Below are 19,620 nucleotides of genomic sequence, written 5' to 3' on the forward strand. Positions count from 1 at the left end.
CCGCGGCACAGGCGGCCGCGCGCGCGGCGGGGCTGCGGCGTTCGCGGCTGATCGCGGTGCAGTCGGCCGCGCCGTGGTGGCGCAGGCTCGGGTATGCCCCGGTGGCGGCCCACACGGCCGCCGCCCATGCGGCCAAGCTGGCCAGCTACGGCGCCAGTGCGGTGCTGATGGAGCGCACGCTGGCCGACTGAGCGCTGCGCCGGCGCGAGGACGACAAAAAGCCCGCCGGCTTGCGCCAGGCGGGCTTTTTGTTCCTGCCGGGGTGAATCAGCGCGGCAGTTCGGTGTGGCCCATCAGGAAGGCATCGACCGAACGCGCGGCCTGACGGCCTTCGCGGATCGCCCACACCACCAGCGACTGGCCACGGCGCACGTCGCCGGCGGCGAACACCTTGGGCACGTTGGTGTGGTAAGCACGCTCGCCCTCGGTCGAGGCCTTGGCGTTCTTGCGCGCATCGGTATCCACGCCAAACGCTTCCAGCATCGAACCCACCGGGTTGGTGAAGCCCATCGCCAGCAGCACCAGGTCGGCCGGCAGGATGAACTCGCTGCCTTCGACTTCCTGCATGCGGCCATCCTTCCATTCGACGCGGCAGGCCTTCAGTGCGGTGACCTTGCCGTTTTCGCCGATGAATTCCTTGGTGGCGACCGACCAGTCGCGCTCGCAGCCTTCATCGTGCGACGACGAGGTGCGCAGCTTGATCGGCCAGTATGGCCACACCAGCGGCTTGTCCTCTTCTTCCGGCGGCTGCGGCAGCAGTTCAAACTGCGTCACCGAGGTGGCGCCATGGCGGTTGGATGTACCCACGCAGTCGGAGCCGGTATCGCCGCCACCGATCACGATCACGTTCTTGCCTTCGGCGCGGATCTCGTTTTCGCCGTCGCCGGCCACTTCCTTGTTCTGCGGGATCAGGAATTCCAGCGCGAAGTGGATGCCGGCCAGGTCGCGGCCCGGCACCGGCAGGTCGCGCGGCACTTCCGAGCCGCCTGCCAGCACCACGGCGTCGAACTGGTCCATCAGGGCCTGGGCCGAGATGGTTTCACGGGCGTAGTTCTTGATGCCGGCCGGCAGTTCGCCGTCGGTCACCATCACGCCCGGACGAAAGGTCACGCCTTCGGCCTGCATCTGCTCGATGCGGCGGTCGATCAGCGTCTTCTCCATCTTGAAGTCGGGGATGCCGTAGCGCAGCAGGCCGCCGATGCGGTCGTTCTTCTCGAACACGGTCACGTCATGGCCGGCGCGTGCCAGCTGCTGCGCGACAGCCATGCCGGCGGGGCCGGAGCCGACCACGGCCACGGTCTTGCCGGTCTTGTGGCGCGGCAGCTGCGGCCTGACCCAGCCCTCTTCCCAGGCCTTGTCGATGATGGCGTGCTCGATCGACTTGATGCCCACCGGCAGTTCATTGATGCCCAGCGTACAGGCGGCCTCGCATGGTGCGGGGCAGATGCGGCCGGTGAACTCGGGGAAGTTGTTGGTCTGGTGCAGCACCTCGATCGCCGACTTCCAGTCCTGGCGGTACACCAGGTCGTTGAAGTCGGGAATGATGTTGTTGACCGGGCAGCCGTTGTTGCAGAACGGGATGCCGCAGTCCATGCAGCGCGCACCCTGGATCTTCGCTTCGCTGTCGGACAGCGCGAACACGAATTCCTTGTAGTGCTTCACGCGCTTGACTACCGGTTCGTAGCCTTCGTTCTGGCGCGGAAATTCGAGAAAGCCAGTCGCCTTACCCATGTTGCGTCCTTGGTCATGCTGCGCGGGACCGGCGGCGTCGCCAGCCCTGCGGTGGGGTCAGAATCTTGTCAGGGCCGCGGCGGCTGCCGCGGCCCCTCTGCGTGGTTGCGTTGCGCTCGCTCAGGCCGCGATGGCTTCGCGGTCGCTGTCGCGGGCGGCCTGTTCCTTGGCGTACATCTCGCCCAGCGCGCGCTTGTACTCGGTCGGGAAGACCTTGACGAACTTGCGGCGTGCCGTGGTCCAGTCGGCCAGCAGCGCCTTGGCGCGCTCGGAACCGGTGTAGCGGAAATGCTGCTCGATCAGGTTGCGCAGGATGACTTCATCCAGCACGCGCTTGCCGTCGACCTTGTGCCACGAAGCCTCGGGCTGGCCCTTCTCCTGGTCGGCCGAGGCCAGCACCGCTTCCAGCGCCACCATCGAGGTGTTGCAGCGCTTGTCGAACAGGCCGTCCTCGTCGTAGACGTAGGCCACGCCGCCCGACATGCCGGCCGCGAAGTTGCGTCCGGTGCCGCCCAGCACCACCACCGTGCCGCCGGTCATGTACTCGCAACCGTGGTCGCCGGTACCTTCCACCACTGCCACCGCACCCGAGTTGCGCACCGCGAAGCGCTCGCCGGCCACGCCGTTGAAGAACGCTTCACCGGCGATGGCACCGTACAGCACGGTGTTGCCGACGATGATGTTGCGGGTCGGGTCGCCGCGGAACTCATGCGGAGCGCGCACGATCACGCGGCCGCCCGACAGGCCCTTGCCGACATAGTCGTTGCCGTCGCCCACCAGGTCCAGCGTGATGCCGTGCGCCAGGAACGCGCCGAACGACTGGCCGGCGGTGCCTTGCAGCTGGATGTGGATGGTGTCGTCCGGCAGGCCTTCGTGGCCATGCTGGCGCGCCACCACGCCCGACAGCATCGCGCCGACGGTACGGTTGACGTTCTTCACCGGCTGGATGAACGAGACCCGCTCGCCCTTCTCGATCGCCGGGCGGGCCTTGGCGATCAGCACGTGGTCCAGCGCCTTGCCGGCCTCGGCCGACAGGCCGTGGTCCTGCACGTCGGTGTGGTACAGCGGCACGTCCGCGCCCAGCGACACCTGGTGGAAGATGCGGCCGAAGTCCAGGCCGCGCGCCTTCCAGTGCTCGATGCCGGGCTTGGTGTCGAGCAGGTCGGCGCGGCCGACCAGCTCGTCGAACTTGCGGATGCCCAGCTGGGCCATGATCTCGCGGGCCTCTTCTGCCACGAAGAAGAAGAAGTTGACCACGTGTTCCGGCTTGCCCTGGAACTTCTTGCGCAGCTGCGGATCCTGCGTGGCCACGCCCACCGGGCAGGTGTTCAGGTGGCACTTGCGCATCATGATGCAGCCCTCGGCCACCAGCGGCGCCGTGGCGAAGCCGAATTCGTCGGCCCCCAGCAGCGCGCCGATGACGACGTCGCGGCCGGTCTTCATCTGGCCGTCGGCCTGCACGCGGATGCGGTTGCGCAGACCGTTGAGCAGCAGGGTCTGCTGCGTTTCGGCCAGGCCCAGCTCCCACGGCGTGCCGGCGTGCTTGATCGACGACCACGGCGAAGCGCCGGTGCCGCCATCATGGCCGGCGATCACGACGTGGTCGGCCTTGGCCTTGGCTACGCCCGCGGCCACCGTGCCGACGCCGACTTCGGACACCAGCTTGACCGAGATGTCCGACACTGGGTTGACATTCTTCAGGTCGTGGATCAGCTGTGCCAGATCCTCGATCGAATAGATGTCATGGTGCGGGGGCGGCGAGATCAGGCCCACGCCCGGCACCGAGTAACGCAGCTTGCCGATGTAGTCCGAGACCTTGTGGCCGGGCAGCTGGCCGCCCTCGCCGGGCTTGGCGCCCTGCGCCATCTTGATCTGGATCTGGTCGGCCGAAGCCAGGTATTCGGCGGTCACGCCGAAACGGCCCGACGCCACCTGCTTGATCTTCGAGCGCAGCGAATCGCCTTCCTGCAGCTCCAGGTCGCGTTCGATCACGTTGTCGCCCAGCAGGCCCTTGAGGGTATCGCCCTGCTTGATGGGGATGCCGCGCAGCTCGTTGCGGTAGCGCTTCTCGTCCTCGCCGCCTTCGCCGGTGTTGGACTTGCCGCCGATGCGGTTCATCGCCAGCGCCAGCGTGGTGTGGGCTTCGGTCGAGATCGAGCCGAGCGACATCGCACCGGTGGCGAAGCGCTTGACGATCTCCCTGGCCGACTCCACCTCTTCCAGCGGAATCGCCTTGGCCGGATCGACCTTGAACTCGAACAGGCCACGCAGCGTCATGTGGCGCTTGCTCTGGTCGTTGATGATGTTGGCGTATTCCTTGTACGTCTGGTAGGCGCCCTTGCCGTCGTCGGCGCGCACCGAGTGCTGCAGCTTGGCGACCGAGTCCGGGGTCCACATATGCTCTTCGCCGCGGATGCGGAAGGCGTATTCGCCGCCGGCGTCGAGCATGCTTTCCAGCACCGGGTTGTCGCCAAAGGCGTCGCGGTGCAGGCGCAGGGCTTCCTCGGCCACTTCGAAGATGCCGATGCCCTCGACGTTCGACGGGGTGCCATGGAAGTACTTCTGCACCAGTTCGCGCGACAGGCCGATCGCTTCGAAGATCTGCGCGCCGGTGTACGACATGTAGGTGGAGATGCCCATCTTGGACATCACCTTGAACAGGCCCTTGCCGATCGCCTTGACGAAGTTCTTGACGGCCTTCTCGGGCGACAGGTCGCCGGACAGGCCCTGGGCCATTTCGGCCAGCGTTTCCATCGCCAGGTACGGATGCACGGCTTCGGCGCCATAGCCGGCCAGCAGCGCGAAGTGGTGCACTTCACGGGCGGTGCCGGTCTCGACCACCAGGCCGGTGGACGTGCGCAGGCCCTTCTCCACCAGGTGGTGGTGGATGGCGGACGTGGCCAGCAGCGCGGGAATCGCGACATGCTCGGCATCCACGCGGCGGTCCGACACGATCAGGATGTTGAAGCCCGAACGCACCGCATCCACGGCTTCGGCGCACAGCGAGGCCAGGCGCGCTTCGATGCCTTCCTTGCCCCAGGCCTTCGGGTAGCAGATGTTCAGCTCGTACGAACGGAACTTGCCGCCGGTGTAGTGCTCGATGTTGCGGATCTTGGCGATGTCCTTGAAGTCCAGCACCGGCTGGGACACTTCGAGGCGCATCGGCGGGTTGATGTTGTTCAGCTCCAGCAGGTTCGGCTTCGGGCCGATGAACGACACCAGCGACATCACCATGTTCTCGCGGATCGGGTCGATCGGCGGGTTGGTGACCTGGGCAAACAGCTGCTTGAAGTAGTGGTACAGCGTCTTGTTCTTGGACGACAGGATGGCCAGCGGCGAGTCGTTGCCCATCGAGCCGGTGGCTTCCTCGCCGGCCAGCGCCATCGGCGCCATCAGGAACTTGACGTCTTCCTGGGTGTAGCCGAAGGCCTGCTGGCGGTCCAGCAGCTTGGCCACGGGCTTCTTCTCGGCGGCAACGTCTTCCGGCTTGGCGTCGAGCTCGTCCAGCTTGATGCGCACGGCGTCGATCCAGCTCTTGTACGGCTTGGCGTTGGCCAGGTTGTCCTTGAGTTCCTTGTCGTCGATGATGCGGCCCTGCTCCATGTCGATCAGGAACATCTTGCCCGGCTGCAGGCGCCACTTCTCAACGATGCGCGACTCGGGGAACGGCAGCACGCCGGCTTCCGAAGCCAGCACCACGATGTCGTCCTCGGTCACGTAGAAACGTGCCGGGCGCAGGCCGTTGCGGTCCAGCGTGGCGCCGATCTGGCGGCCATCGGTGAAGCAGATCGCGGCCGGGCCGTCCCACGGCTCCATCATGGCGGCGTGGTACTCGTAGAAGGCGCGGCGGTTGTCGTCCATCAGCGTGTGCTGTTCCCAGGCTTCCGGGATCATCATCATCATCGCGTGGACGAGCGGGTAGCCGGCCATCGTCAGCAGTTCGAGGCAGTTGTCGAACGATGCGGTGTCGGACTGGCCCGGGTAGATCAGCGGCCACAGCTTGGGCAGGTCGTCGCCGAGCACCGGCGACGAGATCGCGCCGGTGCGCGCGTTGATCCAGTTGACGTTGCCCTTGACCGTGTTGATTTCGCCGTTGTGGGCGACCATGCGGTACGGGTGGGCCAGTTCCCAGGCCGGGAAGGTGTTGGTCGAGAAGCGCTGGTGCACCAGGGCCAGGGCCGAGACGGCGCGCTGGTCCAGCAGGTCCAGGTAGTACTCGCCAACCTGGTTGGCCAGCAGCAGGCCCTTGTACACCACGGTGCGGGCCGACATCGACGGCACGAAGTATTCCTTGCCGTGCTTGAGCTTGAGCGCCTGGATGGCGTGGCTGGCGGTCTTGCGGATGACGTAGAGCTTACGTTCCAGCGCGTCCGTGGTCATGATGTCGCGGCCGCGCCCGATGAAGATCTGGCGGATCACCGGCTCGGTGGTGCGCACCGTCGGCGACATCGGCATCTTGGCGTCGACCGGCACGTCGCGCCAGCCCAGCACGACCTGGCCTTCCAGGCGGACCGTGCGCTCCAGTTCCTGCTCGCAGGCCAGGCGCGAGGCGTGTTCCTTCGGCAGGAAGATCATGCCCACGCCGTATTCGCCGGCGGGCGGCAGGCTCACGCCCTGCGCGGCCATTTCCTCGCGGTAGAACTGGTCCGGGATCTGGATCAGGATGCCGGCACCGTCGCCCATCAGCGCATCGGCGCCGACCGCACCCCGGTGGTCCAGGTTCTCCAGGATCTTCAGGCCCTGCGAGATGATCTCGTGGGACTTCTTGCCCTTGATATGCGCGACCATGCCGACGCCGCAGGCGTCATGCTCGTTGCTGGGATCGTACATGCCCTGCGCTTGCGGGCGCAGGTCAATGGCGTGGGAAGACTCGCTGGTCTGCGCTTGTGCCTGAGCTTGGGCCGAAAGATTTTTCGTTTGGTCCACGGGCTGAATTCCGGTGAAGGCTGCGCGAACTGGCTGGGCGTACCGGAACGGGACCGCGCGCTTTCTCGTTTTCTTTATTCCTCCACCCAAACCGGAAACCGGCGGGACGGAAAATGGGGACGAAGCTGTCAGCGGGCCGCAGCGGCGTACACGAGCGTGACGCGCCGCACAATGACTGTGGGTGGAGCAACTATATGGGAATCGCGTTCGCCTCGCAAAATTTTTAAATGGGGTCGGATCACATTAAGTTACGCACCGTTTCGGTGATCCATTTAAATGGGGACATATTAATTATGCGACGGCTCTGGCACATCCACCGGTGCCGTTTGCACCTTTTTGGGGCGCCCTTTCGGCAGCGGTTGCACGCGCCGTGTTGCGTGCCGCTCCAATTGGGCCAGGAACGCTTCGTCGCCAAGCGGCCAGCCGCTGTGGGCATGGGCGCGCAGGGTCTCCAGGGTCTTGCCCGACAGGCCCTCGGCGCTCAGCATCCGGTAGTTCGACTGGCGCTCGAACGGCGTATTGCCCAGCTCCCAGTACGCGGAGTGGTCGCTCACAAACGGGCTGGCCTCGATGCCGGCGTGATGGTGGTAGCTGCTCCAGCGGTCGCCCTCGGGCGCGCTCACCTCGCCCGCGCGCAGCGCGTTGCCCTCGACATAGAGCATCGCCGGCAGCATCCACCGGGCCGGGTCGAACACCGCGGAACGGAAGCGCCCTTCCCACAGCGTGCCGGTGCGGCTGGCCACCCGGTTGAAGTAGCGCGCATAGCGCCGCCCCACCGCCTGCATGGTCAGGCTCAGCGAGTCTGACTCCTTGGGCGTGGCCACCAGGTGAACGTGGTTGGGCCGCAGCGCGTAGGCGTGGATGGCAAGGTCATGCTCGCGCGCGGCCATGCGCAGGCAGTCGAGGTAGTGCAGGTAGTCGTCCGGCCCCAGGAATACGGGCTGGCGGTTGTTGCCGCGCTGCAACACCAGGGCGGGCAGACCGGCGGGGGAAAAGCGGGGAAGGCGTGCCATGACAGTCATGCGAGCATAGATGCCCGCATCATAGCCTGATCCGTCCCCACTTATGCGGCAGGCTGGCGCGCCGATTGGACGGCCAGCCGGAACGCGGCCGTCAGTTGCCTTCGCTGACCGCGAAGATGCGGCGGTGCTCGCGGATCGCGTAGCGGTCGGTCATGCCCGCGATGTAGTGGGCAATCAGACGCGACTGGTCGCCGCCATGGCTGGCCTGGTACTGCGGCGGCAGCAGGCGCGGGTCGGACATGAAGGCCTGGAACAGGTCGCCGACAATGCGCTGCGCCTTGGCCGACATACGCATCACCAGGTAGTGCCGGTACAGGTGCCGGAACAGGAAGCGCTTGAGTTCGGCTGCTTCTTCATGCATCTGCGGGCTGAAGCCGACCAGCGGGCCGGCGGCGCGCACCGCGTCGATATTGCGCGGGTTGGCCGCGGCGATATTGCTGCTGGTGGTCTCGATCAGGTCGACGATCAGCGTATTGATCATGCGCCGGACCGTCTCGTTGATGGCGCGCCGGCCGTTGACGCCAGGGAAGACTTCGGCCACCTCGGCGCGGTGGCGGGCCCACATCGGCACCTCGTCGAGCTGCTCCAGCGTCAGCAGCCCCGAGCGCAAGCCGTCGTCGATATCGTGGTTGTTGTAGGCGATCTCGTCGGCGAGGTTGGCCAGCTGCGCCTCCAGCGACGGCTGCGTGCCCTCCAGGAAGCGCCGGCCCAGCTCACCCAGCGCCGAGGCATTGACCCGCGAGCAATGCTTAAGGATGCCCTCGCGCGTCTCGAAGGTCAGGTTCAGCCCGTTGAAGCCGCCGTAGCGCTCTTCCAGCTCGTCCACCACCAGCAGGCTCTGCAGGTTGTGCTCGAAGCCGCCGTGGTTCTTCATGCAGGTATTGAGCGCATCCTGCCCGGCGTGGCCAAAGGGGGTGTGCCCCAGGTCGTGCGCCAGCGAGATCGCCTCGACCAGGTCTTCATTGAGGCGCAGGTTGCGCGCGATCGAGCGGGCGATCTGCGCCACCTCCAGGCTGTGGGTCAGCCGGGTGCGGAACAGGTCCCCTTCATGGTTGACGAAGACCTGGGTCTTGTACTCGAGCCGCCGGAACGCCGTGCTGTGGATGACCCGGTCGCGGTCGCGCTGGAATTCGCTGCGCGACAGCGATGCGGGTTCTGCATGCACCCGCCCGCGCGTCTGCGCAGAGCGGGCGGCGTAAGGGGCGAGATGGCTTTCAAAGTCGGTCATGCGGCGCGTCCGGTGGCTGGGGCGGGGTGGCGAGGCATAACCGATCGGTCAGGCGACCGGGGCCTCGGTGGGTGGTTTGAGCACGGCGTGCGCGAGCGTGGCGCGCAGGTCAGCGTCCGGCACGGTGGTGATGAACGCTTCGCCGAGCTGCTTCAGCAGGATGAACTTGATGCTGCCCGCCTCGGCCTTCTTGTCGACCTTCATCAGTTCGATATAGCGGTCGGCACCGAGTTCCGGCGCCACCACGGGCAGGTTGGCGGCCTGCGTCAGCTCACGGATGCGGGCGCGGGTCTCGGTGTCGATAAAGCCCAGCCGGTGCGACAGGTCGGCGGCCATCACCATGCCGCAGCCGACGGCCTCGCCGTGCAGCCAGGCGCCGTAGCCCATGCCGGCCTCGATCGCATGGCCGAAGGTGTGGCCGAAATTGAGGATGGCGCGCAGGCCGCCCTCGCGCTCGTCCTGGGCCACCACGCCGGCCTTGATCTCGCAGGAGCGCTGCACGGCGAGCGCCATCAGGTCCGGGTCGCAGGCATTCAGCGGCTTGATATTGCGCTCGATCCAGCCGAAGTACTCGGCATCGGCGATGGCGCCGTGCTTGATGACCTCGGCCATGCCGGCGGCCAGTTCGCGCGCGGGCAGCGTGCGCAGCGTGTCGATGTCGGCAATCACCGCGTTGGGCTGGTGGAACGCGCCGATCATGTTCTTGCCGAGCGGGTGGTTGATGCCGGTCTTGCCGCCCACCGACGAATCCACCTGCGCCAGCAGCGTGGTCGGCATCTGGATGAAGGGCACGCCGCGCATGTAGCAGGCCGCGGCAAACCCGGTCATGTCGCCCACCACGCCGCCGCCCAGCGCGACCAGCGTGGTCTTGCGGTCGGCGCCGGCCTGCAGCAGCGCGTCGAAGATCCGGTTCAGCGTTTCCCAGTGCTTGAAGGCTTCGCCGTCGGGCAGCGTGACGGTGCGCACGGTCTTGCCGAGCGCGGCCAGGGCCGCCTCCACCCGCGCCGCGTAGAGCGGGCCGACGGTTTCGTTGGTGACGATGACGGCGTGCTGGCCGCGTACATGCGGGCGCAGCAGTTCGGCGTTGTCCAGCAGGCCGGTACCGATATGGATGGGGTAGCTGCGCTCGCCCAGGTCGACTTCAAGCGTAATCATGGATTGGGGTCCTGCGCCGGCGGCTCCGACGCTTCCGGCGGCGCGGAGGCCGGCTGCGGGGGATCGATCGGGAAACCGGCCATTTCAAGTTGCATCAACACCATATTAGCAAGCTGCGCCACCGAAGGCTTGCCGGTTTCGATGATGAAGTCGGCAACCTCGCGGTAGAGCGGGTCGCGCTCGGCATAGAGCGCCTCGAGCTTGCCCTTGGGGTCCTCGGTCTGCAGCAGCGGCCGGTTGCGGTCGTGGCGGGTGCGCAGCCACAGGTCGTGAGGGCTGGCGCGCAGGTACACGACCGTGCCGCGGGCCTTCAGCACCTCGCGGTTCTCGGCGCGCAGCACGGCGCCACCGCCGGTGGCCAGCACAATGCCCTGGCGCGCGGCCAGCTCGCGGATCATCGCGGCCTCGCGGTCGCGGAAGCCGGCTTCGCCCTCGACCTCGAAGATCACCGGGATGCGCACGCCGCAGTGCGCCTCCAGTTCATGGTCGGAATCGAAGAACGGATAGTGCAGGCGCCGCGCCACCGTGCGGCCCACGGTGGTCTTGCCGGCGCCCATCAGGCCGACGAAAAAGAGGTTGGGTCGATCGGATTCCGGTCGCTCGGAGTCAGATCGATCGGCATCGCGCCGATCCTGGGCCTGGCGCTGTGCCGCCGGGCCTGTCGCTGAGGCTGTCACTGGACTGTCGTTCGGGAGCGCGGCATGCGGGCCGTCCTCCCCGGTTGGGAACTGCATCATCTTCTTATGTTGTGGCGCGGCCGGCAAGTGGCGAATGCGGCATGGCCCACATGGCTGGCCCGTCCCGGGGCCGTCTCCGCCCCCCGCGGCGCGCAAAAAAAAGGCCGCATCCCTCGATGCGGCCTGCCAGTCTACTGTATCCGGCGTCCTCCGGACGCCATGTCCCTACCGGAGCGACACGCTCTCGTTCAGTATGCGCGGGGTCAGGAACACCAGCAGCTCGGTGCGGTTGCGCACCTTGGCGTTGTTCTTGAACAGGTAGCCCAGCACCGGGATATCACCCAGCAGCGGCACCTTGTCGGTTTCGTTGGACTCGGTCTGGGTGTAGATGCCGCCGATCACCACCGTGCCGCCGTTCTCCACCAGCACCTGGGTCTGCACGTGCTTGGTGTCGATGGCAAAGCCGGAAGTGGTCTGGATGCCGACGCTGTCCTTGTTCACATCCACATCGAGCAGCACATTGCCTTCGGGCGTGATCTGGGGCGTCACTTCCAGCTTCAGGTTGGCCTTGCGGAACTGCACCGAGGTCGCACCGCTGGAGGTCGCCGCCTGGTACGGCAGCTCGGTACCCTGCTCGATCAGCGCCTTGATGTTGTTGGCCGTGACCACGCGCGGGCTGGAGATGATCTTGCCCTTGCCATCCGCTTCCAGCGCCGACAACTCCAGTGCCAGGAATTTGGTGGCGGCGCTGTTGAACAGGCTGACCGCGACATTGGCCGGGTTGGTGCCGTTGATGGCACCGGCGGGCAGGCTCAGGAACGGGCCGTTGTCGGAGGTGGCCCCGGGCAGCACGTTGTTGTACGTGTTGCCGACGCGGGCATTGTTGTACTGCCCGGCAAAGCCCAGCTTCACACCCAGGTTGCGGCTGAAGGAGTCGGTGGCCTCGACGATGCGCGCCTCGATGATCACCTGGCGCACCGGGATGTCGATCTTGCCGATGAAGTTCTGCACCTCTTCCAGCTTGCTGGCGATATCCGAGACGAAGAGCTGGTTGGTGCGCGCATCGGCCGTCAACGAACCGCGCCTGGACAGCATGCGCGTGCTGGCGCCCGCCGCCCCGGCGGTACTGACGGCGGCCACGGCACCGCCGCCCGCCCCCATGCCCAGCAGCATCTTGCGCACGTCTTCGGCACGCTGGTAATTGAGCTGGAACACCTGGCTGCGGATCGGCTCCAGGTCATTGATCTGCTGCTGCGACTCCAGTTCCAGCTTCTCCTTGGTCTGCAGCTCCGCCTTGGGCGCCACCCACAGCACATTGCCGTTGCGGCGCGAGGCCAGGCCCTTGGCATCCATCACGATCTGCAGCGCCTGGTCCCACGGCACATCCTTCAGGCGCAGGGTCAGGTTGCCCTGCACGCTTTCGCTGGTGATGATGTTCAGGTTGGTGAAATCGGCAAACACCTGCAGCAGCGAGCGGATGTCGATGTTCTGGAAGTTCAGCGACAGGCGCTCGCCGCGGTAGCCTGGGCCACTGATCAGCTTGGTCGGGTCTTCCTTGACCGGGCGCACCTCGACCACGAACTGGGTATCGGTCTGGTACGAGCTGTATTCCCAGTTGCCGCGCGGCTCGATCGTCAGGCGCGCGTTGCCGTTGGTGTCCGAGGCCTGCATGCCCTGCACCGGCGTGCCGAAGTCGCTGACGTCGAAACGCCGCCGCAGGTTGTCAGGCAGCGTGGTGCCGAGGAAATCGACCACGATATTCTTGCCCTGCTGCGCGATGTTGATGCCCGAATCGCGCGAGGACAGGTCCACCACCACGCGCCCGGCGCCATCGGCACCGCGGCGGAAGTCGACATTGCGCACCGACGGCCGCGCCGCCGCGGCTGTGGACGTCGCCGTCGCAGCCGGCGCAAACGTGGGCGCAGCGTTCTTGACCGCCGGCGCCACATTATCCAGCGCCACCACGAAATAGTTGCCGCGCTGGTCGGTGCGATAGGTGGCGTTGCGCGTGAGGTCGAGGATCACGCGGGTACGGTCGCCGATCTGCACCACGTTGGCTGACTTGACCAGCTTGCCGCCGTAGTCGTACTGCGCGCGCCGGTTGGCAAAGCCGGTATCGAAGAAATCGATCGCGAGCCGTGCCGGGTTCTGCGTGGTGAAGTCCGCCGGCTTCTGCGCCAGCGGCCGTTCGAGCTCGATCGTGAACACGGTCTGCTCCCCGACCATGCTGACGTCAACCGACTTGATGCGGTTGCTTTGTGCCAGCGCGGCCGGCGCGGCAATCACCAGCAACAGCGCCATTGCCATTCTTGCGGCGCCCGCGAGCGCACGGTACCAGCGCGCGAGGGTCATGCCGCCACCTCCAGCTTCAGGCTGGTCATTTTCTCTTTCCACTCTGATACCCCCTCCCGGACCAATTCGCGCAGCACGATCTCCTGATCGGTGATGCGGACCACCCGGCCATAGCTCTGGCCGAGATACTGACCCACCTTGATATGGTGGATCTTGTTATCAACCCGCACGATGCCGAAGGTCTCCCCGTGCTTCTTCATCATCCCGAGCATCTTGAAGTTCTCGAGCGGGTAGTCCTCCAGCGGCTCGCGGCGCCGCCCGGCTTCGGGCGAATCCGCCAGCGTCTTGTTCAGCTCGCCGATCTTGGCCTGCGCGAAGGGCTCGGGCGCCTTGGCTGCGGCGTACTCGCGCGGCACATAGGGCCGGGCGTCGGGCAGCGGCTCGGGCGGCTTGGCGCGCGCGCTGCGTGTGGCATCCATCCACTGGCGCAAGGCGTCTTCATCGCTGGCGCCGCAGGCGCCGAGCAGGCCGACGGCCAGCGCCGCCGCCGCGAACGTGCGTGGCGCCGTGATCCACGCGAGGCTGCGGGTACGGGCGGTGCGCCTCATTTGGCACCTCCTGCCTTGGCTGCCGCAGCGGCTGCCGCGGCCTTGCGCTGCGCGGCCTGCTCGTCCGGGTCGAGCGCGCGGTAGGCCATCGCCACCGCCTCCATCGACATCCCGCCTTCCTTGGTATTGGCCAGCTGCAGGTTCTGCATCGACACGATCCGCGACAGGGCCGCAACGTCGGCATTGAACTGCGCCACCTCGTGGTAGCGCCCGGTCACGCGCAGGTTCACCGGGATCTCGGCGAAGTAGGGCTTGATCACCGCCCCCTGCGGCTTGAACAGCTCGAACTGCAGCCCGCGTGCGACACCGGCGTGGTTGACGTCGGCCAGCAGTGCATCCATCTCGGCCTTGTTGGGCAGCTGCCGCTCCAGCAGCGCCACGCGCTGCTCCACCTGCTTCTTCTGCTCGCGCAGTGCGTCCAGGTTGGCCACCTGCGCCACCTTGGACTGGTACGCCTGCTTCAGGCTTTCCTGCTCCTGGCGCTGGCGGTCGAGTTCGTCGAACTTGGCGCTCCAGTAGAACTGCCAGCCCAGCAGCAGCACCACGGCCGCGGCCAGCACCGCGAACAGCACGCGCGGCGCGGCCGGCCACGTCTCCGGTTCGTTCAGGTTGAGCCCGCGGAACTGGCCGGTCAGGTCGGCCAGGTTGATTTCAGTATTGAGCGCCATGGTCAGGCCTTTCCGGCTGCGGGTGCGGGAACTGGGGCGGCTGCGGGTGCGGACGCGCCCGGCACGGCCTTCTTGCCGTCGGCCGCCGCTTCCGGCGCGCGGTACGCGAAACGCATCGAGAAGTCGAACAACCGGCGCTGCTCGCGCAGGTTGTTGGTCATGGTGACAGCCTTGGATTCGACCAGCTCGGCCTTGTCCAGCCAGGCCACCCCGCCCAGGTTGCGCAGCAGCTCGGAAATGCGCTCGTTGGACTGCGCCACGCCCGCGATGGTGAAGGCCTCGCCGGTCTGCTTCAGGCTGGTCAGGTAGACGCCCTCCGGCACCTGCCGCACCAGTTCCTCAAGCAGCTGCACCGGGCGGTTGCGCTCGGTCTGCAGGCTTTCAACCGCCTTCTGGCGCTGCAGCAGCGCGTCGATGTCCTTCTTCAGGCTGTTGACCTCGCGGATCTGCCCGTCCAGCCTGGCGTTCTCAGTGCTCAATACCTGGTTGAGCGCGACCACCGAAGCGATGCGCCCGTCGATATAGAAGCCGCCCAGCAGCACCACGGCAGCGCCAGCCACCGCGGCACCGGCCAGCATCGTATAGACCTTCTTGCGGCGTGCTGCCTTGCGGGCTTCGTGGTAAGGCAGCAGGTTGACCGAAGGCAGTGTGTTCGTAGACATCTGATGCCTCCGGTGCGTTATTGCAGGCCGCGCAGGGCCAGGCCGGCACTGACGATGTACGCCGGCAAGTCGCGCTGCAGGTAGCGCTCGTTGACCTTGGCGTTGGTCGCCATGTTGGCGAACGGGTTCGCCAGCGTGGTGGTGATCTTGGTCTGGTGCTGGATTGCCGATTGCACGCCGAGCAGCGACGCATGTCCGCCCGAGAGCAGGATCTCGTCGACCCGGCCCAGGCTGGAACTGGCGATGAAGTTGCCGACCGCGGACTGCACTTCCATCGCCAGTGCATCCAGCGACGGCTTGAGCAACTGCGCGCGCCAGGCTTCAGGCAGCGTGTTCTTGCGCTTCTTGATCTCGGCCTTGAGCGCGTCGAGGGTGAACATGCGCGCCGCACTCTGCGTGAGCTGGTCGCCGTAGCTGTTCAGCGGCTGCTCGTAGAGTTCCTTCCAGCCCTGGTAGAAGATCGCCTTGGAACGGCTGCCGCCCAGGTGGATCACCGCCACCACCGGCAGCGCGCGCGCATCGGCCTCGGGCATCTCGTGCGGCACGCCCAGCATCTGCACGATCGAGCGCTGCACCGCGTATTCCTCGACATCCATGACCTGGGGCTTGAGCCCGGCCATCTCGGCCGCGGTCACGCGCTCCTGCACGCGGTCGCTGTTGGCCGCCGTGACGCGCACGCCGATGCCGCCCTCGGTCTCGCTGGGGCCGATCACGGCGAAGTCGAAGTTGACCGCCTGCGACGGCGGATAAAGCCGGTGCGCCTCGGACTCGACCTGGGAATACAGCTCGTCTTCGGACAGGTTGTCCGGCAGGCTGACCGTCTGTGACTCCGTCAGCATGGACGGCACGCCCAGCACCACGTCCTTCGAACGGATGCCGGCCTTGCCCAGCGCGCGTTTGAGCGCGATCCCGACGGCCTCGATATTGATGACGTTGCCATCGGCAACGGCGTTGCGGTCCAGCAGTTCGCTGGCGCATTTTTCCAGCCGATAGTCTTGCCTGCTGCCCCCTACGGACAGCTCGACTACCTTGACACTGGACGACCCGATATCCACGCCGACCGTAGTCCGGCGTAGAAGCCCCGACAAAATGCCCCGACGCAAGGTGACCCCCTGACTTTTGAACTCGCCCCTGGCTTGAACGCTCTAATCGGGCGAGCCTTGTTTCTTGAATGAAACCTTTGCTCTTTTATGTTGGTCGATTCTCACAAAATCCAGCATCGGTGGCAATGTGCCGAACTGGCGCCGAGTTCTTTTTGAGAAGCCCCTCACCAATCCGTTGCCAAAACCCCACGGTCGTCGGGTTCCCTTCCGTGCCCGCTTGTGCGCCTGCCCGTACCCCTCTAGCTGCACACAACATCGCCGTGCATGCACGCATTCGCCACATTACATCTTGTAACAGCGCGATAGCGGCGCCCGCACCACTGTACGCCCGGGCGGGCCGATGCCGGAAGATATAATCCCGGGCACCCCTGACTAGGTATTTCCCTTATGGCCACCGCACAACACAAGCCGTCCCACCCTGCCCGCCGTCCGATCTGGACGCGGCTCATGTTCTGGGCGGTCGGACTGGTTGTCGCCGGTGCCGTCGTGATTGCGCTGCTGCTCGGCTACGCGCTGCTGGTGGCCGCGCCCAACCTGCCTTCGCTGGACACCATCACCGACTACCGGCCCAAGATCCCGCTTCGCATCTACACCGCGGACAATGTGCTGATCGGCGAATTCGGCGAAGAGCGGCGCAACTTCGTGCCCATCGCCGAGATTCCGGACGTGATGAAAAAAGCGGTCCTGGCGATCGAGGACGACCGCTTCTACGAGCACGGCGGCGTCGACTTCGTCGGCGTGCTGCGCGCCGGGCTGGCCAACCTGCGCGGCGGGCTGTCGCAGGGCGCCTCCACCATCACCATGCAGGTGGCGCGCAACTTCTTCCTGTCCAGCGAGAAGACCTACACGCGCAAGATCTACGAGATGCTGCTGGCGTACAAGATCGAGGCCAACCTGAACAAGGACCAGATCCTCGAGCTGTACATGAACCAGATCTACCTGGGGCAGCGCGCCTACGGCTTCGACAGCGCCGCGCGCGTGTACTTCGGCAAGTCGGTGCGCGAAGTGACGCCGGCCGAGGCCGCCATGCTGGCCGGCCTGCCCAAGGCGCCGTCGGCGTACAACCCGGTGGTCAACCCGCGCCGCGCCAAGGTGCGCCAGGAGTACATCCTGCAGCGCATGCGCGACCTGGGCTATATCACGCCCGACCAGTACGAGCAGGCCGTGCATGCCGAGCTGAAGGTGCGCACCGAGGGCAACGAGTTCTCGACCCACGCCGAATACGTCGCCGAGATCGTGCGCCAGCTGATGTACGCGCAGTACCGCGAAGAAACCTACACGCGCGGCCTGACGGTCTACACCACGCTGACCAAGCCGGACCAGGACGCCGCCTATGAGTCGGTGCGCACCGGCATCATGAACTACGAGCGCAAGCACGGCTACCGCGGCCCCGAGGCCTTTATCGACCTGCCTTCCGACCCGGCCGAGCGCGAGCAGGCCATCGACGATGCGCTGGTCGAGCACCCCGGCAGCGGCGACCTGCGCTCGGCCGTGGTCACCAGCGTGTCGGCCAAGCAGGTGAAGGCGACGCTGCTGTCCGGCGAAGTGGCAACCATCGAGGGCTCGGCGCTGCGCTTTATCGCGCCGTCGCTGTCGTCCAACGCGCAACCCAAGATGAAGATGCGCCCCGGCGCGGTCATCCGCGTGACCCAGGACGAGAAAGGCAACTGGTCGGTGACCCAGCTGCCGGAAGTGGCCGCGGCGTTCGTGTCGATCAACCCGCAGGACGGCGAGATCCGTTCGATGGTGGGCGGCTTCGACTTCAACCGCAACAAGTTCAACCACGTGACCCAGGCCTGGCGCCAGCCGGGTTCCAGCTTCAAGCCGTTCATCTACTCGGCCGCGCTGGAAAAGGGCTTCTCGCCGGCCACGGTGATCAACGACGCACCGCTGACGATCGGCCCCGATACCGGCGGCCAGGTGTGGGAACCGAAGAACTATGACGGCCGCTTCGAGGGCCCGATGACCATGCGCCGCGCGCTGGCCAAGTCCAAGAACCTGGTCTCGGTGCGGATCCTGCGCGCGATCGGCACGCAGTACGCGCAGGACTACATCACGCGCTTCGGCTTCGAGGCCGACAAGCACCCGGCCTACCTGCCGATGGCGCTGGGCTCGGGCGCCGTGACGCCGCTGCAGATGGCGGGCGCGTACTCGGTGTTCGCCAACGGCGGCTACCGCATCAACCCGTACCTGATCCAGAAGGTGGTGGACGCGCGCGGCAACGTGATCTCCGAAACCCAGCCGCAGCGCGCCGGCACCGACGCCGTGCGCGTGCTTGACGCACGCACCGCCTTTCTCGCCGACACCATGCTGCGCGACGTGGTGCGCATAGGCACCGCCAACAGTGCCAAGCAGCGCCTGGGCCGCAACGACCTGGCGGGCAAGACCGGCACCACCAACGACGCGGTCGATGCCTGGTTTGCCGGCTACACGCCCAACCTGGTGGCAATCGCCTGGATGGGATACGACCAGCCCAAGAGCCTGGGCGTGCGCGAAACCGGTGGCGGCCTGGCGCTGCCGATCTGGGTGGGCTACATGAGCAAGGCGCTCAAGGGCGTGCCGGAGTCGCCGGAGCGCCCTGCGCCGGAAGGCGTGCTGATGGTGGGCGGCGACTGGACCTTCGAAGAGAATGCCGGCGGCGCCGGGGTGGCTTCGGTGGGCCTGGGCGATCCGTGGCCGGGCAAGCCGGAGGAGTCGACCAACGCGCCGGCCGACACCGAGACCGAGAAGAAGAAGATCCTGGAGATGTTCGGCGGCGCCTGATCACGGCCGCCAGACAGCGGAAAGCCGGCCCACGAGGCCGGCTTTTCTTTTGCCGCGAGGCAGGCTTTGCGTCAGCCCAGCGTGAGGGCCGCGCCGGCCTGCTCGCTGACGTAGCCCGACAGCGCCGCGTACAGCTCGCCGCCGTTGCGGGTGTCGATCCAGCGCTCGCCGTCGCGGCGGAAGTGGAAGCCGCCGGCGCGCGCGGCCACCCACAGTTCCTGCATCGGCGCCTGGCTGTTGATGATGATCTTGGTGCCGTTCTCGAACTCCAGCTCCATCACGTTGCCGGTGCGGCTGATCTCAATATCGGCGTCGGCCGCGTCGGCGGCCGCCTCGACCGTGGCTTCGATGCGGTCCAGCTCCTGCGTGGCCAGGGCCAGGAACTCGCTTTCGCTCAAGGGGGGCATGCTAAACTCCGAGACCGCCGTTGCCGCCGCTGCCCGGACCGGGCGTACGTGGCGCGAACGGCTTTTTTGTTAAGAATCCTTCGGATGCCCGGCCGTTGCGCGCGGGCCATCCAACGCCTTGCCAACAGCCTAAAGGACGACCCGATGCTGCGTCGTGTTGCGATTGTATCGGCGTTTGCCGCCGCCCTTGCGATGCCCCTACTGGGCGGATGCGGCATCCGCGGGCCGCTGACCATGCCCAAAGTGCCGCCCGAGCCGACCCCGCCGACCGTGACGGATCCGGGCCTGGGCCGCGCCGATGCCATGCCGGCCCCGCCCGCCACCCCTGCCCCCGCCGCGCAGCCGGCCTCGTCCCCTGCCGCCTCCACCACCCGATAA

General features: G+C 66.6%; 14 protein-coding genes and 1 pseudogene. 3 read left to right on the plus strand and 12 right to left on the minus strand.

Going from position 1 to position 19,620, the window contains the following annotated elements; translation table 11 throughout:
- A pseudogene (locus AC3WLF_RS27350) lies at positions 1-191 on the plus strand (GNAT family N-acetyltransferase); the annotation flags it as partial.
- A gap of 76 nt (positions 192-267) precedes the next feature.
- Here the strand turns inward: AC3WLF_RS27350 and AC3WLF_RS27355 are convergent.
- From AC3WLF_RS27355 to pilM, 11 genes are all read right to left on the minus strand, one after another.
- Positions 268-1,731, minus strand: a complete 1,464-nt coding sequence (locus tag AC3WLF_RS27355; protein ID WP_492352801.1) for a glutamate synthase subunit beta — start codon at positions 1,729-1,731, stop codon at positions 268-270.
- A 120-nt stretch (positions 1,732-1,851) separates the two neighbouring features.
- Complete coding sequence (locus AC3WLF_RS27360) at positions 1,852-6,657, minus strand: glutamate synthase-related protein (RefSeq protein WP_492359066.1); 4,806 nt, start codon at positions 6,655-6,657, stop codon at positions 1,852-1,854.
- A 287-nt stretch (positions 6,658-6,944) separates the two neighbouring features.
- Complete coding sequence (locus AC3WLF_RS27365; RefSeq protein WP_492320421.1) at positions 6,945-7,670, minus strand: transposase; 726 nt, start codon at positions 7,668-7,670, stop codon at positions 6,945-6,947.
- A gap of 100 nt (positions 7,671-7,770) precedes the next feature.
- On the minus strand, positions 7,771-8,907 hold the full coding sequence (locus tag AC3WLF_RS27370) for a deoxyguanosinetriphosphate triphosphohydrolase (protein ID WP_010812349.1): 1,137 nt from the start codon (positions 8,905-8,907) through the stop codon (positions 7,771-7,773).
- A gap of 48 nt (positions 8,908-8,955) precedes the next feature.
- Entirely contained in the window at positions 8,956-10,062 is a 1,107-nt protein-coding gene (gene aroB / locus AC3WLF_RS27375; RefSeq protein WP_010812350.1) for a 3-dehydroquinate synthase, read from the minus strand.
- Entirely contained in the window at positions 10,059-10,619 is a 561-nt protein-coding gene (locus AC3WLF_RS27380; protein ID WP_211982343.1) for a shikimate kinase, read from the minus strand. Before AC3WLF_RS27380 ends, aroB begins: the two co-directional genes overlap by 4 nt.
- A gap of 345 nt (positions 10,620-10,964) precedes the next feature.
- Positions 10,965-13,091 (minus strand): type IV pilus secretin PilQ, encoded by a 2,127-nt coding sequence (locus tag AC3WLF_RS27385; RefSeq protein WP_492357214.1) that lies wholly within the window; start codon positions 13,089-13,091, stop codon positions 10,965-10,967.
- Entirely contained in the window at positions 13,088-13,639 is a 552-nt protein-coding gene (locus tag AC3WLF_RS27390; RefSeq protein WP_492320423.1) for a pilus assembly protein PilP, read from the minus strand. Before AC3WLF_RS27390 ends, AC3WLF_RS27385 begins: the two co-directional genes overlap by 4 nt.
- The gene (locus tag AC3WLF_RS27395; RefSeq protein WP_456806731.1) at positions 13,636-14,307 is read right to left on the minus strand and encodes a type IV pilus inner membrane component PilO; all 672 of its coding nucleotides are present in this window, start codon (positions 14,305-14,307) and stop codon (positions 13,636-13,638) included. Before AC3WLF_RS27395 ends, AC3WLF_RS27390 begins: the two co-directional genes overlap by 4 nt.
- 2 nt (positions 14,308-14,309) lie before the next feature.
- Entirely contained in the window at positions 14,310-14,969 is a 660-nt protein-coding gene (locus AC3WLF_RS27400; RefSeq protein ID WP_492320424.1) for a PilN domain-containing protein, read from the minus strand.
- A 17-nt stretch (positions 14,970-14,986) separates the two neighbouring features.
- Entirely contained in the window at positions 14,987-16,057 is a 1,071-nt protein-coding gene (gene pilM, locus AC3WLF_RS27405; RefSeq protein ID WP_035820419.1) for a type IV pilus assembly protein PilM, read from the minus strand.
- Positions 16,058-16,459: 402 nt separating this feature from the next.
- On the opposite strand from pilM, the gene AC3WLF_RS27410 reads away from it, so the two are divergent.
- On the plus strand, positions 16,460-18,835 hold the full coding sequence (locus AC3WLF_RS27410; protein WP_492352804.1) for a penicillin-binding protein 1A: 2,376 nt from the start codon (positions 16,460-16,462) through the stop codon (positions 18,833-18,835).
- Between the two features lie 71 nt (positions 18,836-18,906).
- Here the strand turns inward: AC3WLF_RS27410 and cyaY are convergent, their stop codons facing one another.
- Positions 18,907-19,242 carry an iron donor protein CyaY gene (cyaY, locus tag AC3WLF_RS27415; RefSeq protein ID WP_010812358.1) on the minus strand — a complete coding sequence of 112 codons (336 nt, stop codon included), beginning with the start codon at positions 19,240-19,242 and terminating at the stop codon, positions 18,907-18,909.
- Positions 19,243-19,386: 144 nt separating this feature from the next.
- Here cyaY and AC3WLF_RS27420 point away from each other — a divergent pair, with 144 nt between their 5' ends.
- Positions 19,387-19,620 carry a hypothetical protein gene (locus tag AC3WLF_RS27420; RefSeq protein ID WP_492320426.1) on the plus strand — a complete coding sequence of 78 codons (234 nt, stop codon included), beginning with the start codon at positions 19,387-19,389 and terminating at the stop codon, positions 19,618-19,620.

Source organism: Cupriavidus sp. FW306-01-F10A (assembly GCF_058782785.1).

What these genes read in the sequence shown, in the direction of transcription:
- AC3WLF_RS27410 (WP_492352804.1), top strand. Translation starts at nt 16,460, where the DNA reads ATGGCCACCGCACAACACAAGCCGTCCCACCCTGCCCGCCGTCCGATC.
- AC3WLF_RS27355 (WP_492352801.1), bottom strand. Translation starts at nt 1,731, where the DNA reads ATGGGTAAGGCGACTGGCTTTCTCGAATTTCCGCGCCAGAACGAAGGC.
- AC3WLF_RS27400 (WP_492320424.1), bottom strand. Translation starts at nt 14,969, where the DNA reads ATGTCTACGAACACACTGCCTTCGGTCAACCTGCTGCCTTACCACGAA.
- AC3WLF_RS27395 (WP_456806731.1), bottom strand. Translation starts at nt 14,307, where the DNA reads ATGGCGCTCAATACTGAAATCAACCTGGCCGACCTGACCGGCCAGTTC.
- aroB (WP_010812350.1), bottom strand. Translation starts at nt 10,062, where the DNA reads ATGATTACGCTTGAAGTCGACCTGGGCGAGCGCAGCTACCCCATCCAT.
- AC3WLF_RS27420 (WP_492320426.1), top strand. Translation starts at nt 19,387, where the DNA reads ATGCTGCGTCGTGTTGCGATTGTATCGGCGTTTGCCGCCGCCCTTGCG.
- AC3WLF_RS27385 (WP_492357214.1), bottom strand. Translation starts at nt 13,091, where the DNA reads ATGACCCTCGCGCGCTGGTACCGTGCGCTCGCGGGCGCCGCAAGAATG.
- cyaY (WP_010812358.1), bottom strand. Translation starts at nt 19,242, where the DNA reads ATGCCCCCCTTGAGCGAAAGCGAGTTCCTGGCCCTGGCCACGCAGGAG.
- AC3WLF_RS27370 (WP_010812349.1), bottom strand. Translation starts at nt 8,907, where the DNA reads ATGACCGACTTTGAAAGCCATCTCGCCCCTTACGCCGCCCGCTCTGCG.
- AC3WLF_RS27365 (WP_492320421.1), bottom strand. Translation starts at nt 7,670, where the DNA reads ATGGCACGCCTTCCCCGCTTTTCCCCCGCCGGTCTGCCCGCCCTGGTG.
- AC3WLF_RS27380 (WP_211982343.1), bottom strand. Translation starts at nt 10,619, where the DNA reads ATGGGCGCCGGCAAGACCACCGTGGGCCGCACGGTGGCGCGGCGCCTG.
- AC3WLF_RS27390 (WP_492320423.1), bottom strand. Translation starts at nt 13,639, where the DNA reads ATGAGGCGCACCGCCCGTACCCGCAGCCTCGCGTGGATCACGGCGCCA.